We start from the raw sequence: 14325 nt of genomic DNA, 5'->3' as shown, positions 1-14325 counted from the left end.
TCGGTGCCGCGTTCCTGCCGGCGGCGGGCTTCCTCGAGCATCTTGTAGGTCTTGCCGACCCCGGGCGCGGCACCCAGATACACCCGCAACTCTCCACGCGCCATGTCGCACCGTGCCTTCTCCGTCCTCGGACGGGGTTGACCGGCCCGCCGCGAACCGCGGCGGGCCGGGTCGTGGTCAGTCGCGGACCGGGTGCCCCGCGTCGAGCGCGAGGTTCAGCTGCAGGACGTTGACCCCGGGCTCGCCGGCGAACCCGAGGACCCGCCCGGTGGTGTACCGGTCGATCAGCCGCTGCGTCTCCGCCAGGGACATGCCCCGGGCGGCGGCGACGCGGTGCGCCTGCAGGCGGGCGTAGGCCACGCTGATGTGCGGGTCGAGCCCGCTGCCGCTGGCGGTGACCGCGTCGGCCGGGACGTCGGGCCGGTCCGGCGCGCCACCGCGGACCGGGGTGATGACGCCCCTGCTGTAGTCCTCGCCGGGCCTGGCGAACTCGACCGTGACGCCCTCGTAGGTGGCGACGAACGGCCCGGCGCCGCCGGTCTCGTTGAGGCTCACCACGCGGGTCACCGGGCCCGTCGCGCCGTCCCGGTGGAACACGGCGAGGACCGCGCCGACCCCGCCGGCGGTGCAGTAGGGGCGGCCGCCGTCGACGCCCTCGAGGTCGCCGACCGCCTTGCTGCGGGCGCAGACCTGCGTGAGCAGGCTCAGCTTGCCGCCCTCACCGTGGGTGTCGACGACGTTCTCCGGGCCGAGGTTGCTCGCCGACGTCGACGTCGGGTCGTAGCCGTCGCCCGCGGCCGACGGCCGGGACTGGAAGTACCGCTCGAGCGGGCGACCGTCGGCGTCGGTGAACGACTGCCCGATGAGGCGGCTGCCCACGGTCCTGCCGTCCTGGGCGACGAGGGAACCGTCGGCCCGGCCCGACAGGCCCGGCAGCCGGCCGGCGCCGACCATGAGCAGCGGGTAGGCGATGCCGAGCAGCGCGGTCAGGACGAGCAGGGCGCGGAACGCGGCGAGGTGCTGGCCGAGCCAGGCTGGGAGGCGCATCAGGAGAACCCGATTCTTCACAGGACGAACTGGATGACGAGGTCGATGGCTTTGATGCCGATGAACGGCACGACGACGCCGCCGGCGCCGTAGACGAGCAGGTTGCGGCGCAGCATCGACGCGGCGGAGCCGGGCCGGTACCGGACCCCGCGCAGGGCGAGGGGGATCAGCGCGACGATGACGATGGCGTTGAAGATGACCGCGGACAGGATCGCCGAGGTCGGCGAGTGCAACCGCATGATGTTGAGCGTGTCGAGGCCGGGGTAGATCGCGGCGAACATGGCCGGGATGATCGCGAAGTACTTGGCGATGTCGTTGGCGATGGAGAACGTGGTCAGGGCGCCGCGGGTGATGAGCAGCTGTTTGCCGATCTCGACGATCTCGATGAGTTTCGTCGGGTCCGAGTCGAGGTCGACCATGTTCCCGGCCTCTTTGGCGGCGCTGGTACCGGTGTTCATGGCGACACCGACGTCGGCCTGGGCGAGCGCCGGGGCGTCGTTGGTGCCGTCACCGGTCATCGCGACGAGCTTCCCGCCGTCCTGCTCCCGTTTGATGAGGGCCATCTTGTCCTCGGGGGTGGCCTCGGCGAGGAAGTCGTCGACGCCGGCCTCCTTGGCGATGGCGGCCGCGGTGAGCGGGTTGTCACCGGTGATCATGACGGTGCGGATGCCCATGCGGCGCATCTCGTCGAAGCGTTCCCGCATGCCCTGCTTGACGACGTCCTTGAGGTGGATGACGCCGAGCGCGCGGGCCGGCCCGTCGCCGACGCGTTCGGCGACGACGAGCGGGGTGCCGCCGGCCCCGGAGATCGCGTCGACGATGTGCCCGACGTCGCCGGTGGGGTGGCCGCCGTGCTCGCGGACCCACTGCATGACGGCGGTCGCGGCGCCCTTGCGGATCTGCCGTCCCTCGACGTCGACCCCGGACATGCGGGTCTGCGCGGTGAACGGCACCCAGGTGGCGCCGGCCAGCTCGCCGGGGCTGCGCTCACGCAGCCCGTACGTGCTCTTGGCGTGCACCACGACGCTGCGGCCCTCCGGGGTCTCGTCCGCGAGGCTCGACAGCTGCGCGGCGTCGGCCAGCTCGCGGGCGGTGACCCCGTCGACGGTGAGGAACTCGCGGGCCTGCCGGTTGCCCAGGGTGATGGTGCCGGTCTTGTCCAGCAGCAGCGTGTTCACGTCGCCGGCGGCCTCCACCGCGCGGCCGGACATGGCCAGGACGTTGCGTTGCACGAGGCGGTCCATGCCGGCGATGCCGATCGCGGACAGCAGCGCCCCGATCGTCGTCGGGATGAGGCAGACCAGCAGCGACACGAGGACGACGCCGGTGACGCCGTCGCCGTTGAGGGCGAGGCTGTCGGGCGCGAACGCCTGCACGCCCTTGGAGTAGATCGCCAGGGGCTGCAGGGTGGCGACGGCGAGCAGGAAGACGATGGTCAGCGACGCGAGGAGGATGTTGAGGGCGATCTCGTTGGGGGTCTTCTGCCGGTTGGCGCCCTCGACGAGCGCGATCATCCGGTCGATGAACGACTCGCCGGGCTTCTGGGTGATCCTGACGACGATCCGGTCGGAGAGCACCTTCGTGCCGCCGGTGACCGCGGACCGGTCGCCGCCGGACTCGCGGATGACGGGTGCGGACTCGCCGGTGATGGCGGACTCGTCGACGGAGGCGATGCCTTCGATGACGTCGCCGTCGCCGGGGATGACCTGACCGGCCTCGACCACGACGACGTCGCCGAGCTGCAGCGCCGCGGCCGGCACCTGCTCCTCGACCCGGTCCGCGCCGACGAGACGCCGGGCCATGGTGTCGGTCCTGGCCCGGCGGAGGGTCTCGGCCTGGGCCTTGCCGCGGCCCTCGGCGACGGCCTCGGCGAGGTTGGCGAACACGACGGTCAGCCACAGCCAGACGGTGATCAGCCAGGCGAACAGGCTCGGGTGCGCGACGGCGAGGACGGTGGTGAAGACCGAGCCGATCTCGACGATGAACATGACCGGGTTGCGCCACAGCGTCGCCGGGTTGAGCTTGCGCAGCGCGTCCGGGGTGGACCTGCACAGCTGCCGGGGGTCCAGGAGGCCGCCGGTGACGCGGCGCGGGGCAGGGGCGGTCATGTCGCTTCCTTGTGGGGCGGTCAGGGTGCTCATCGGACGCCTTCCGCGAGCGGGCCGAGGGCGAGCGCCGGCAGGTAGGTGAGGGCGACCACGACGAGCGTCACCGCGACCACCATGCCGATGAAGAGGGGTTGGTACGTGCGGAGCGTCCCGGCCGAGTGCGGCACCGGGGTCTGCCGGGCGAGCGACCCGGCGAGGCCGAGGACGAGGATGATCGGCAGGAAGCGGCCGAGCAGCATGCACAGCCCGAGGGCCGTGTTGTAGAACGTGGTGTTGACGCTGATCCCGGCGAACGCGGAGCCGTTGTTGTTCGACGCCGACGTGAACGCGTACAGCACCTCCGACAGCCCGTGCGCGCCCGGGTTGGCCATCGAGGACCGGGCCGCCGCCGAGCCCATCGCGGTCGCGGTACCGACGAGCACGAGGGCCGGGGTCGTCAGCAGGTACAGCGACGCGAACTTGATCTCCCGGGCGCCGATCTTCTTGCCCAGGTACTCCGGGGTGCGCCCGACCATGAGACCGGCGACGAAGACGGTGATGACGGCGAGGATGAGCATGCCGTACAGGCCGGAACCGACACCGCCGGGCGCGACCTCGCCGAGCATCATGTTCAGCATGGTGATCATGCCGCCGAGCGACGTGTAGGAGTCGTGGAAGGAGTTGACCGCGCCGGTCGACGTCAGGGTGGTGACGGCGGCGAACGTCGCGGACTGGGAGACGCCGAACCGGGTCTCGGTGCCCTCCGTCGCGGCGCCGGCGGCGGTGGGGACCGTCCCGCCGTGCGCGAGCTGCAGGGCGTTGATCGCGATGACGCTGCCGATCGCGAGGATCGCCATGATGCCCGCGATGGCGAGGCCCTGCCGCCGGTCGCCGACCATCCGGCCGAAGACGCGCGGCAGGCTGAACGGGATGAGCAGGATCAGGAACAGCTGCAGCCAGTTGGTCCAGCCGGTCGGGTTCTCGAACGGGTGGGCGCTGTTGGCGTTGTAGAACCCGCCGCCGTTGGTGCCGAGCTCCTTGATGACCTCCTGGCTGGCGACCGGCCCGCCGGTGATGGTCTGGCCGGCGCCGGCCAGGGTGGTGACGTGGGTGCCGCCGCTGAGGTTCTGCACCACGCCACCGGCGATGAGCAGGATCGCCCCGAGCACCGCCACCGGCAGCAGGATCCGCAGGCAGATCCGCACGAGATCGACCCAGAAGTTGCCGAGCTGGTCGGTCTTCGAGCGGGCGAAACCCCGCACCAGCGCGACCGCGACGGCGATGCCGACGGCCGCCGAGGCGAAGTTCTGCACCGCGAGACCGGCCATCTGGACCAGGTGACCCATCGTCGACTCGCCGGAGTACGACTGCCAGTTGGTGTTCGTGACGAAACTGACCGCCGTGTTCCACGCCTGGTCCGGTGCGACCGGGTCGAAGCCGAGGCTGAGCCACAGATGGTTCTGGACCCGCTGGAACAGGTACAGCGCGAGGATCGACACGACCGAGAACGCCAGGACGCTGCGGGCGTACACGCCCCACGACTGCTCGCCGTCCGGGTTCACGCCGACGGCCCGGTGGACGAGGCGTTCGGCGCGGGTGTGCCGGGCCGAGGTCACCGCCCGGTACATGTGGTCGCCGAAGGGCCGGTACACCAGCACCAGGGCGAGGATCAGCGAGGCGGCGAAGACCGCGCCCGCCGCGGTGGGACTCATCAGAACTTCTCCGGGAAGAGCAGGGCCGTCACCAGAAATGCCGTGAGGGCGATGGCGAGGATGAGACCGACGAGGTTCTCGGCGTTCACAGCCGCTCCACCGCCCGCAGCGCGAGGCCGAGGACCGCGAACGCCGCGATCGTCAGCAGGACGAACCACAGGTCAGCCACGAGGGGATCTCCTTGTCGTTTCCGCGGCCGGGGCCGGCCGCAAACGAAGTGAATCCCCGCCGGTCTGACGTGCCCAGGGGCGTTGATGAAATCCATACGCACCTCACCCGGACCTTGACGGCTTCTTAACGCCCCGGGAGTATGGAGGGTTGACCCTGACGCAGCGTCAACCCTCCATACTCCCGGCATGGACACCCCAACGATTCACGTGCGGGGCCTGGAGAAGTCGTACCGGCGGCTGCACGTGCTGCGCGGCGTCGACCTCGAGGTGGCCCGGGGCAGCGTCTACGCGCTGCTCGGCTCGAACGGGGCCGGCAAGACCACGGTCGTGAAGATCCTCGCCACGCTCCTGAAGGCGGACGCGGGCACGGCCACGGTCAACGGCTTCGACGTCGCGACGCGGGCCGCCGCCGTCCGCGAGTCGATCAGCCTCACCGGGCAGTTCGCGGCGGTCGACGAGATCCTCAGCGGCCGCGAGAACCTCGTCCTGGTCGCGCGGCTCAGACATCTCAAGAACCCGCGCACGGTCGCCGACGACCTCCTGCGGCGCTTCTCGCTCACCGAGGCGGGCGGCCGCAGGGTCGGCACGTACTCCGGTGGCATGCGCCGCCGGCTGGACATCGCGATGAGCCTCATCGGCGACCCGCCGGTCGTCTTCCTCGACGAGCCGACGACCGGGCTCGACCCGGAGGGACGCCTCGAGGTGTGGCAGGCGGTCCGGCAGCTCGCCGAGAGCGGCACGACCGTGCTGCTCACGACGCAGTACCTCAACGAGGCGGAGCAGCTCGCCGACCGGATCGCGATCCTGCACGACGGCCGGATCATCGTGGAGGGCACGCTCGAGGACCTCAAGAAGCTCCTGCCGCCCGCCAAGGTCGAGTACGTCGAGAAGCAGCCGACCCTGGAGGACGTCTTCCTCACCCTGGTCGGTGCCCGGTGAACCGGCATTTCCCCGGCGACACCGCCGTGCTGCTGGGACGGTCGCTGCGGCACATCCTGCGCAGCCCGGACACCATCATCACGACCGTGGCGATGCCGGTCGCGCTCATGCTGATGTTCGTGTACGTCTTCGGCGGCGCCATCCAGACCGGCACCGACTCGTACGTGAACTACCTGCTGCCCGGCATCCTGCTCATCGCGATCGCCTCCGGCATCTCCTACACCGCGTACCGGCTGTTCCTGGACACGCGGGGCGGCATCTTCGAACGGTTCCAGTCGATGCCGATCGCGCGGTCCGCCGTGCTGTGGGCGCACGTGCTGACCTCGCTGGTCGCCAACCTGATCTCGGTCGCGATGGTCGTCCTCGTCGCGCTGCTGATGGGCTTCCGCTCCGGCGCCGGCGTGCTGGCCTGGCTGGCGGTGCTGGGCATCCTGGTCCTGTTCACCCTGGCGCTGACCTGGATCGCGGTGATCCCGGGCCTCACCGCGAAGTCCATCGAGGGCGCGAGCGCGTTCTCCTACCCGCTGATCTTCCTGCCGTTCATCAGCTCGGCCTTCGTGCCCACCGCGTCGATGCCCGGCCCGGTCCGGGCCTTCGCCGAGCACCAGCCGGCGACGTCCATCGTCGACGCGATCCGCGCGCTGCTCGCGTCGCAGCCGGTCGGCACCGGCATCTGGACCGCCCTCGGCTGGTGCGCCACGATCATCGTCGTGGCATACGTCCTCGCCGCCGTCACCTACCGCCGCAGGACCTCCTGAGCCGGCGCGGGCAGGATCCGCTCATGCTGACGATCGGTCAACTCGCGGCGTACGCGGGCGTCACGGTGCGCGCCGTGCGGCACTACCACCAGATCGGGCTCCTGCCCGAGCCCGGCCGCGACGACTCGGGCTACCGGCGGTACGGCGCGACGGCCGTCGTCGCCCTTATCAAGATCCGCACCTTGGCCGACGCCGGTGTGCCCCTCGCGCGGATCGGCGCGATGCTCGAGGCCGACCCGGCCACCTTCGCCGAGGCGGTCCGGCGCATCGACGCCGACCTGCGCGGCGAGATCGACCGCCTGCGGGCCAGCCGCGAACAGATCGCCCGGCTCACCGCCGGCGACGGCCTCGCACTGCCGCCGGAGGTCGCCGGCTACCTCCAGCGGCTGCGGGAGCTCGGCACGTCCGAACGGCTCGTGCAGACCGAGCGGGACGCCTGGATCCTGATGGCGGCCCGCTGGCCCGACGACATCGGCGGGTGGATGCCCGCGAAACTCGCGCAGCTGCACGACCCCCGCGTCGTGCGGCTCTACCGCCTCGCGTCGGAGCTGCTCGACAGCGACGCGACCGGCGACGACCCGCGCCTGGTGGAGGTCGCCGACATCATGGCCGCGATGGCCGAGGAGGCGGAGGCCGCCGGGGAGCGCTTCGGCGACGAGGCGCCGGACGACCTCCCGTTCGACCTGCTGGACGCCTTCGCCGTCGAGTCCGAGCCGCGCACCCGGCACCTGCTGGCCCTCATGCGCGAGCGCGGCTGGGCCCGCTGGACCAGGCTGGACCGGCTCGAGCAGCCGCACCCCCGTACCGAGGGATAATCCATCAAACCGGTTTGATGTATGCTTCCCGGTGTGGGGCGGGACAGGGGTGCCGGCACGGACCTTCCGGTGTTCGTCGAGGCGGCCGGCCATCCGGTGCGCTGGCGGCTGCTGGGTGAGCTGGCCCGCAGCGACCGGCAGGTGCAGGAGCTCACCGCGCTGCTGGGCGAGCAGCAGAGCCTCGTGTCCTATCACCTGGGCCGGCTGCGCAGGGCCGACCTCGTCCGCACCCGGCGCAGCGCCGCCGACGGCCGCGACATCTACTACCGGCTCGACCTCGCCCGCTGCGGTCGGCTGCTGGCCGCGACCGGCGCCGCGCTGCATCCCGGCCTGCGGTATGCGCCGCCGGCCCTGCCACGACCGGCCCCGGCGAGCGTGCTGTTCCTCTGCACCGGCAACAGCTCCCGCTCCCAGATGGCCGAGGCGCTCCTGCGCGACCGGTCGGGCGGCACCGTCGAGGCGTTCAGCGCCGGCAGCCGGCCCAAACCGGTCCACCCGGACGCGGTGGCCGTCATGGCCGAGCGCGGCGTCGACCTGCGCGCCGCCCGCCCCAAGCACCTCGACGAGTTCACCGGCCGGCGCTTCGACCGGGTCGTCACGCTGTGCGACCGGGTCCGCGAGGTCTGCCCCGAGTTCCCCGGCGCCCCGGAGGCCGCGCACTGGAGCATGCCCGACCCGGCCGCCGACCCGGACGGCCGCGCGGCGTTCGACCGCGCCGCCGGCGAGCTCGCCGAGCGGATCGACTTCCTGCTGCACACCTTGGCCGCCGAGGCCGCCGAGGCCGCCGAGGCCGCCGAGGCCGCCGAGGCCGCCCGGCCCCGGGCAGCCGGCGTCGCGTTGCGCGGCGGCGTCCTCGACGACCCGGCCGGCACCCCGTGAGCGCAGCGGTCGCCCGGCCGCAGGTGAGCCTGGGCACCGTGGTCAAGGAGTGGGGGAGGATCGGCTGCCTCGGCTTCGGTGGCCCGCCGGTCCACATCGCCCTGCTGCGCAAGCTGTGCGTCGAGGACCGCAAATGGCTCGACGCGCAGGAGTTCGAGGACGCCATCGCCGCCTGCAACCTGCTGCCCGGACCCGCGTCCACCCAGCTGGCGATCTTCTGCGCCTGGCGGGTGCGGGGCCGGGCCGGCGCGCTGGCCGGCGGCGCGGCGTTCATCGTCCCGGGCCTGATCGTCATCCTCGCCCTGGCCGCGCTGTTCCTGCGCGGCGACCCACCGGTGTGGATCAAGGCCGCGGGGGCGGGCGCCGGCGCGGCGGTGGCCGCCGTCGCCGTGCAGGCCGGGGTGAGCCTGATCCCCGCCGGCTGGCACCGGGCGCCGCAGCACAGCAGCCGGGTGCGCTGGGCGCTGTATCTGCTGCTGGGGGTCGTGGCGGCGGCGACGATCGGGCCGTGGCTGGTGCTGCTGCTCATCGCGTGCGGCATCGGCGAGGCGATCGCGCAGCGCGTCCCGCCGCCGTCCCGCCGCGGCCCGGCGCCCGGCCTGCCGGTGTTCGCCGCCGCCGGCCTCGGCGGGGGAGTGCTGCTGTCCGTCGCGTGGGTGGCGACCAAGGTCGGCGCGCTGTCGTACGGTGGCGGCTTCGTCATCATCCCGCTCATGCGCGCCGACGCCGTCGACCACTACCACTGGATGACCGGCGCGCAGTTCCTCAACGCCGTCGCTCTCGGGCAGATCACGCCCGGCCCGGTCGTGCAGACGGTCGCCGTCGTCGGCTACGCCGCGGCCGGCCTCGGCGGCGGCCTGCTCGCCTCGGCGGTCGCGTTCGGCCCGTCGTTCGCGTTCATCCTGCTCGGCGCGCACCGCTTCGACCGGCTCCGCGGCAACCGGGCCATCCGGGCGTTCCTCGACGGTGCCGGCCCGGCCGCGATCGGCGCCATCCTCGGGTCCGCCGTCCCCCTGGCGCTGACGCTCACCCAGATCTGGCAGTACTGCGTCCTCGCCGGCGCCGCCGTGCTCCTGCTCGCCCTGCGCCGCGGACCCGTGCTGACCCTGCTCGCCGCCGCCGCGGTGGGCGTCGTCCTCGTCCTCGCCGGCGCCCCCTTGCCGCGGTGACGTCCGATGGCGGGCAGGTGCGCGCCCGGCCCTGGGGCGCTCCCTGACCGCGGCCTCCAGGTCACCGAATCCCCGCCCGGTGCCGCCTTGTCGACAACTCCTATGACAAATAGGAGGTCGATTTCGAAGGTGGGGCAACGGAACTGGGGACACCGGGAAGCTCGCCGGCCTGTGAGTCCGCGCCGCCGTGGTTGCCGGGCAGGGATCTGCCACGTGTCCGATCGCCCGTAGGAGCGCACGCCAGGTGATGGTCCGGCTGCGCAGCGAAGGAATCCGGTCACCGGGTTGATTTACGGACACCGACCTCCTTACGGTTGGCCACGGTCCCGGGGCGGACGACGCCGCACGCGTCCGTCGCCGGCCCGGCCTGCTGACCGACCCCGTCAGCAGTCACCTGGAGGAAGGGCGTCGCCCGGTGGTCCGTAACCGCAGGTTCCCGGCCGTTCGCAGAGCGCTCGTCGTCGCCGCCGCGGCCCTCGTCGGGCTCGTGCCGTCCGTCTCCGCGCATGCCGAGCCGTCGCTGCCGGAGATCGAGCGGCAGCTCGACGAGGCGTGGGAGAAGCTGGAGCCGGTCATCGAGCAGTACAACGACCTGCACAGTCAGCTCACGGCCAACCAGGGCAAGGCCAAGACGCTCAACGACACGCTGGCACCGTTGCAACGGCAGGTCGACGCCGCGATGCAGGAGGTGGGGGTGATGGCGGCGCGGCAGTACAAGTACGGCGGGGCGTCGGTGCTCAGCGTGCTGCTGTCGACGGACTCGCCGCAGACGTTCGCGGAGCAGCTGGCGACGCTCAACCGGCTGGCGAGGACGAGCGCGGAGCAGATCGCACAGGTCGCGCAGCTGCGTGACGGGTATGCCGCGGACAAGGAGAAGATCGACGCGCTCGTCGCGCAGCAGCAGGCGCAGGAGACCGAGCTCGCCGCGCGGAAGAAGTCGATCCAGGCCGAGGTCGACCGGTTGCAGGCGCTGCGCCGGCGGCTCGGGGCGACCGACGTGCCCACGAGCGCGCTGTACATCGGCCAGTGCCCGGCGGTGTACATCGGCGGTGCGGCGGGCACCGCGGTGAAGACCGCCTGCGCGCAGATCGGCAAGCCGTACGTGTTCGGCACCGTCGGGCCCGGCACGTTCGACTGCTCCGGGCTGACCCAGTACGCGTGGAAGGCGGCGGGCGTGTCGCTCACGCACTACACGGGGGCGCAGTGGAAGCAGGGCAGCGCGGTGAGCAAGGCCGACCTCCGCCCCGGCGACCTGGTCTTCTTCTACAGCGACCTGCACCACGTCGGCATGTATGTCGGCAACAACCTGATGGTCCACGCGTCCCGCGCCGGGGTGCCGGTCAGGATGGCCCGCATCGACACCATGCCGTACATGGGAGCCCGCCGCCCGGGCTGACCGGCCCCGCCGCAGACGGTGGGGCCGGGGCCGCGGCCCGCCGGCTCACCGGGCGGGTGCGAGCCGGACCCGGCGCAGGAGCTGCGCGTTGAGCGCCACGACGATCGTGGACGCGGACATCAGCACCGCACCGACCGCCGGGCTGAGGGTGATCCCGGCCCAGGCGAGGACACCGGCGGCGAGCGGGATCGCGACGATGTTGTAGCCGGCCGCCCAGGCGAGGTTCTGGACCATCTTGCGGTAGCTGGCCCTGGACAGCCGGATGACGCCGGTCACGCCACGCGGGTCGGACGAGGCGAGGACCACGCCGGCGGACTCGATGGCGACGTCGGTGCCGGCGCCGATGGCGATGCCGACGTCGGCCCGGGCCAGGGCCGGGGCGTCGTTGACGCCGTCGCCGACCATCGCCACCCGCAGCCCGCGGTCCTGCAGTTCGGCGACGGTGCGGTCCTTGTCGGCGGGGAGGACCTCGGCGAACACCTCGTCGACGCCCGGCCGCAGGCCGAGGTCGGCGGCGACGGCGTCGGCGACCTGCCGGGCATCGCCGGTGATCATGACGATCTTGCCGATGCCCAGCCGGCGCAGCTGCGCGATCGCCTCCTTCGCCTCGGGCCGGACCTCGTCCTCGAGGGCGAGCGCGCCGACGACGTGCGCGGTCTCGTCGTGCGCGGTGTTGTCGAGGCGGACGAGGTGCAGCACGGCGGCGCCGCGCCCGGCCCACGCCGCGGCCGCGGCGGCGACGTCGGCGGGCGGCGTGACGTGCAGCTCCCGCAGCAGGGCCGGTCCGCCGACGGCGTAGCGGACCCCGTCGACGGTGGCCCGCACCCCGCGGCCGGTCAGTGACTGGAAACCCTCGGCGCGCAGCTGAGTGGCGTCGTCGCGGTGCGCGGCGGCGACGATCGCGCGGGCCAGGGGATGCTCGCTGTCGGCCTCCACGGCGGCCGCGGTGCGCAGGACCTGCCGCTCGGTGAGCCCGCCCGGACCGCCACCGGCGGTGACACCGGTGACGGTGTGGGCGCCCTTGGTCAGGGTGCCGGTCTTGTCGAACAGCACCGCGTCGACGGTCCGCATCCGCTCCAGCGCGAGGCGGTCCTTCACCAGGATCCCGGCGCGGGCGGCGACGGCGGTGGACAGGGAGATCACCAGCGGGATGGCCAGGCCGAGCGCGTGCGGGCAGGCGATGACCAGCACCGTCACGGTCCGCACCACGGACTCGTCGAGATCGCCGAGCGCCCACCAGACGGCGAAGGTGACCAGCCCGGCGCCCGCGGCGATGGCGAACAGCCAGGCGGCGAACCGGTCGGCGAGGACCTGCGCCCGGCCGCGGGACTGCTGGGCCTGCCCGACGAGGCGCTGGATGCCGGCGAGGGCGGTGCCGTCGCCGACGGCGTCGACCTGGACGCGCAGCGCGGAGTCGGTGGCGACGGTGCCGGCCACGACCCGGTCGCCGACCGTGCGGGGGACCGGCCGGGACTCGCCGGTCACCATCGACTCGTCGAGCTCGGCGCGGCCGTCGACGATGCGGCCGTCGGCGGGCACCCGGCCACCCGAGCGGACCAGGACCGTGTCGCCGACGCGCAGGTCGCTGACCGGCACGGGCTGTGGACGGCCGCCGTCGTCGAGGCGCTCGGCGTCGTCGGGCAGCAGCGCGGCGAGGGCCGCGAGGGCGCCGCCGGCCTGCCCGATGGCCTTCATCTCCTGCCAGTGCCCGAGCAGCATGATGGTGACCAGCGCGGCGAGCTCCCACCAGAACTCCAGGCCGAACCAGCCGATGCTGGTCGCGAGGGACGCGACGTAGGCCACGCTGATCGCCATGGAGATGAGCAGCATCATGCCGGGCGCGCGGTCGCGGACCTCGGCCGCGGCACCGGCGAGGAACGGCCGGCCGCCGTAGAGGAACACCACCGTGCCCAGCACCGGCCCGACGAGGGGCATGCCGGGGAAGTCGATCTCGTAACCCAGCCAGCCCATCACCATGTGGCTCGTCGCGACGATCGGGACGGTCAGCGCGAGGCTGAGCCAGAACTTGCGCCGGAACACCTCAGGGTCGTGCCCAGCGTGCTTGTCGTGCGCGTCGTGCTTGTCGTGCCCTGGGGCGGCGGTGTGGTGCGGCTGAGACATGCCTCGACCATACCCCCAGGGGGTATAGTCGGCAAATGAGAGTGGCTCGGCGACGGGTCTACGATGTTGCGTAGGAGGTGGTCCGGGAGTGGTGCTGATCCGCCGCGCGCGGCCGCGCGCCTGGCCGCTGGTCGTGGTGCTGCTCGTGCTCGGTGTCGCGTGGATGCACACCGTCGCCACCGCCCCGCTCCCGCCGGCGGCGCACGGGGGCGCGGCGACGGCCGCCGAGGCCATGCCGGAGTGCGCCCCGGACGGGCACCACGATCCCTGCCCGGGCTCGCCGCACGGCGGCGGCCACGCCACGGCCATGTGCCAGTCCGCCCTGCCGCCCGCCATCGGCGCCCCGGCTCCCACGTTCACCGCGTCGCACGCGACGCTGCCCGCCCCGGCGGGCCGGGTGCTGGCCGTCACCGTCGCGGCCGACGCCGCCGGCGGCACCGGGTGTGGCCCGCCGCCGCGCAGCATGCTGTCGATCTGGCGGACGTAGGCCCGCTCCGGAGTCGAATGATGCCGCCCACCCCGGCCCGCGGTCCGCGAGGGGTGCCCGCGGCGACGTCCCGACGCGTCCGCGTCACCGTCTCGAATCTTCAGGAGCTCGATTCACCATGCGTACGAACAACCTCCGCCGGACCGCCGTGGCCACCGGCATGCTCGGCCTCGCCCTGCTCGCCGGCGGCTGCGGCGGCAACGGGATGGACCACGGCGGCATGGGCGGCGGCGGCCACCCGTCCGCCGCCGCGCCGAGGTCGGGTGCGACCTTCAACGCCACCGACGTCAAGTTCGCCAACGACATGATCCCGCACCACCGTCAGGCCCTCGACATGGCCGCGACCGCCCGGTCGAAGGCCACCACACCCGAGGTCAAGGCCCTCGCCGACAGGATCGCCAAGGCGCAGGAGCCGGAGATCGCCACCATGTCCGGCTGGCTGACCGCCTGGGGTGAGCCGGTCCCCAGCCCCGGCGGCATGGACCACGGCGGCATGGGCGGCATGGGTGAGATGCCCGGCATGATGACCGACCAGCAGATGCAGGAGCTGTCCAAGGCCACCGGCAAGGCCTTCGACGCGATGTTCCTGCGGATGATGATCGAGCACCATCAAGGTGCGGTCGAGATGGCCAAAACCGAACAGGCCCAGGGGCAGGACGCGGCGGCCAGGCAGCTCGCCGCCAGGACCGCCGCGGACCAGACCGCGGAGATCGCCGAGATGCAGGGGTTGCTGGCCAAGCTGTAG

15 protein-coding genes are annotated in these 14325 nt (G+C 72.8%); 8 read left to right on the top strand and 7 right to left on the bottom strand.

Annotation, left to right across the window (positions count from 1 at the left end; all coding sequences use genetic code 11):
* The 6 genes from ACZ6TV_RS47385 to ACZ6TV_RS47360 form a co-directional block, all read right to left on the bottom strand.
* On the bottom strand, positions 1-104 hold a 104-nt coding region (locus ACZ6TV_RS47385; protein ID WP_465306845.1), incomplete at its 3' end, for a hypothetical protein.
* 73 nt (positions 105-177) lie between these two features.
* Entirely contained in the window at positions 178-1047 is an 870-nt protein-coding gene (locus tag ACZ6TV_RS47380; protein WP_465306839.1) for a potassium-transporting ATPase subunit C, read from the bottom strand.
* 17 nt (positions 1048-1064) lie between these two features.
* On the bottom strand, positions 1065-3155 hold the full coding sequence (kdpB, locus tag ACZ6TV_RS47375) for a potassium-transporting ATPase subunit KdpB (protein ID WP_465306837.1): 2091 nt from the start codon (positions 3153-3155) through the stop codon (positions 1065-1067).
* A gap of 29 nt (positions 3156-3184) precedes the next feature.
* Positions 3185-4846 (bottom strand): potassium-transporting ATPase subunit KdpA, encoded by a 1662-nt coding sequence (gene kdpA / locus ACZ6TV_RS47370; RefSeq protein WP_465306835.1) that lies wholly within the window; start codon positions 4844-4846, stop codon positions 3185-3187.
* Positions 4846-4935, bottom strand: a complete 90-nt coding sequence (gene kdpF, locus ACZ6TV_RS47365) for a K(+)-transporting ATPase subunit F (protein ID WP_203854220.1) — start codon at positions 4933-4935, stop codon at positions 4846-4848. Before kdpF ends, kdpA begins: the two co-directional genes overlap by 1 nt.
* Positions 4932-5111: a hypothetical protein gene (locus ACZ6TV_RS47360; protein ID WP_465306833.1), complete on the bottom strand. Its 180-nt coding sequence runs from the start codon at positions 5109-5111 to the stop codon at positions 4932-4934. The genes kdpF and ACZ6TV_RS47360 overlap by 4 nt, the downstream gene beginning before the upstream one ends.
* Before the next feature lie 91 nt (positions 5112-5202).
* Here ACZ6TV_RS47360 and ACZ6TV_RS47355 point away from each other — a divergent pair, with 91 nt between their 5' ends.
* The 6 genes from ACZ6TV_RS47355 to ACZ6TV_RS47330 all read left to right on the top strand — a co-directional run bounded on the left by ACZ6TV_RS47355 (position 5203) and on the right by ACZ6TV_RS47330 (position 10972).
* Positions 5203-5955 carry an ABC transporter ATP-binding protein gene (locus ACZ6TV_RS47355; protein WP_465306831.1) on the top strand — a complete coding sequence of 251 codons (753 nt, stop codon included), beginning with the start codon at positions 5203-5205 and terminating at the stop codon, positions 5953-5955.
* Positions 5952-6713, top strand: a complete 762-nt coding sequence (locus tag ACZ6TV_RS47350; RefSeq protein ID WP_465306829.1) for an ABC transporter permease — start codon at positions 5952-5954, stop codon at positions 6711-6713. The genes ACZ6TV_RS47355 and ACZ6TV_RS47350 overlap by 4 nt, the downstream gene beginning before the upstream one ends.
* Positions 6714-6736: 23 nt before the next feature.
* Positions 6737-7528 (top strand): MerR family transcriptional regulator, encoded by a 792-nt coding sequence (locus ACZ6TV_RS47345; RefSeq protein WP_465306827.1) that lies wholly within the window; start codon positions 6737-6739, stop codon positions 7526-7528.
* A gap of 33 nt (positions 7529-7561) precedes the next feature.
* A complete protein-coding gene (locus ACZ6TV_RS47340; RefSeq protein ID WP_465306825.1) occupies positions 7562-8407 on the top strand; it encodes an arsenate reductase/protein-tyrosine-phosphatase family protein in 846 nt (281 codons plus the stop codon).
* Positions 8404-9576: a chromate efflux transporter gene (gene chrA / locus ACZ6TV_RS47335; RefSeq protein ID WP_465306823.1), complete on the top strand. Its 1173-nt coding sequence runs from the start codon at positions 8404-8406 to the stop codon at positions 9574-9576. Before ACZ6TV_RS47340 ends, chrA begins: the two co-directional genes overlap by 4 nt.
* Positions 9577-9991: 415 nt before the next feature.
* Entirely contained in the window at positions 9992-10972 is a 981-nt protein-coding gene (locus tag ACZ6TV_RS47330; RefSeq protein WP_465306821.1) for a C40 family peptidase, read from the top strand.
* Positions 10973-11017: 45 nt separating this feature from the next.
* Here ACZ6TV_RS47330 and ACZ6TV_RS47325 read toward each other — a convergent pair whose 3' ends face one another.
* The gene (locus tag ACZ6TV_RS47325; RefSeq protein WP_465306819.1) at positions 11018-13093 is read right to left on the bottom strand and encodes a copper-translocating P-type ATPase; all 2076 of its coding nucleotides are present in this window, start codon (positions 13091-13093) and stop codon (positions 11018-11020) included.
* A 91-nt stretch (positions 13094-13184) separates the two neighbouring features.
* Between ACZ6TV_RS47325 and ACZ6TV_RS47320 the strand changes: the two genes are divergently transcribed.
* The gene (locus ACZ6TV_RS47320) at positions 13185-13580 is read left to right on the top strand and encodes a DUF6153 family protein (RefSeq protein WP_465306817.1); all 396 of its coding nucleotides are present in this window, start codon (positions 13185-13187) and stop codon (positions 13578-13580) included.
* Between the two features lie 118 nt (positions 13581-13698).
* Positions 13699-14325: a DUF305 domain-containing protein gene (locus ACZ6TV_RS47315; RefSeq protein WP_465306815.1), complete on the top strand. Its 627-nt coding sequence runs from the start codon at positions 13699-13701 to the stop codon at positions 14323-14325.

The sequence above is a fragment of the Dactylosporangium sp. NPDC051087 genome, assembly GCF_055586325.1.
This window is presented reverse-complemented; position numbering and strand designations above follow the sequence as displayed.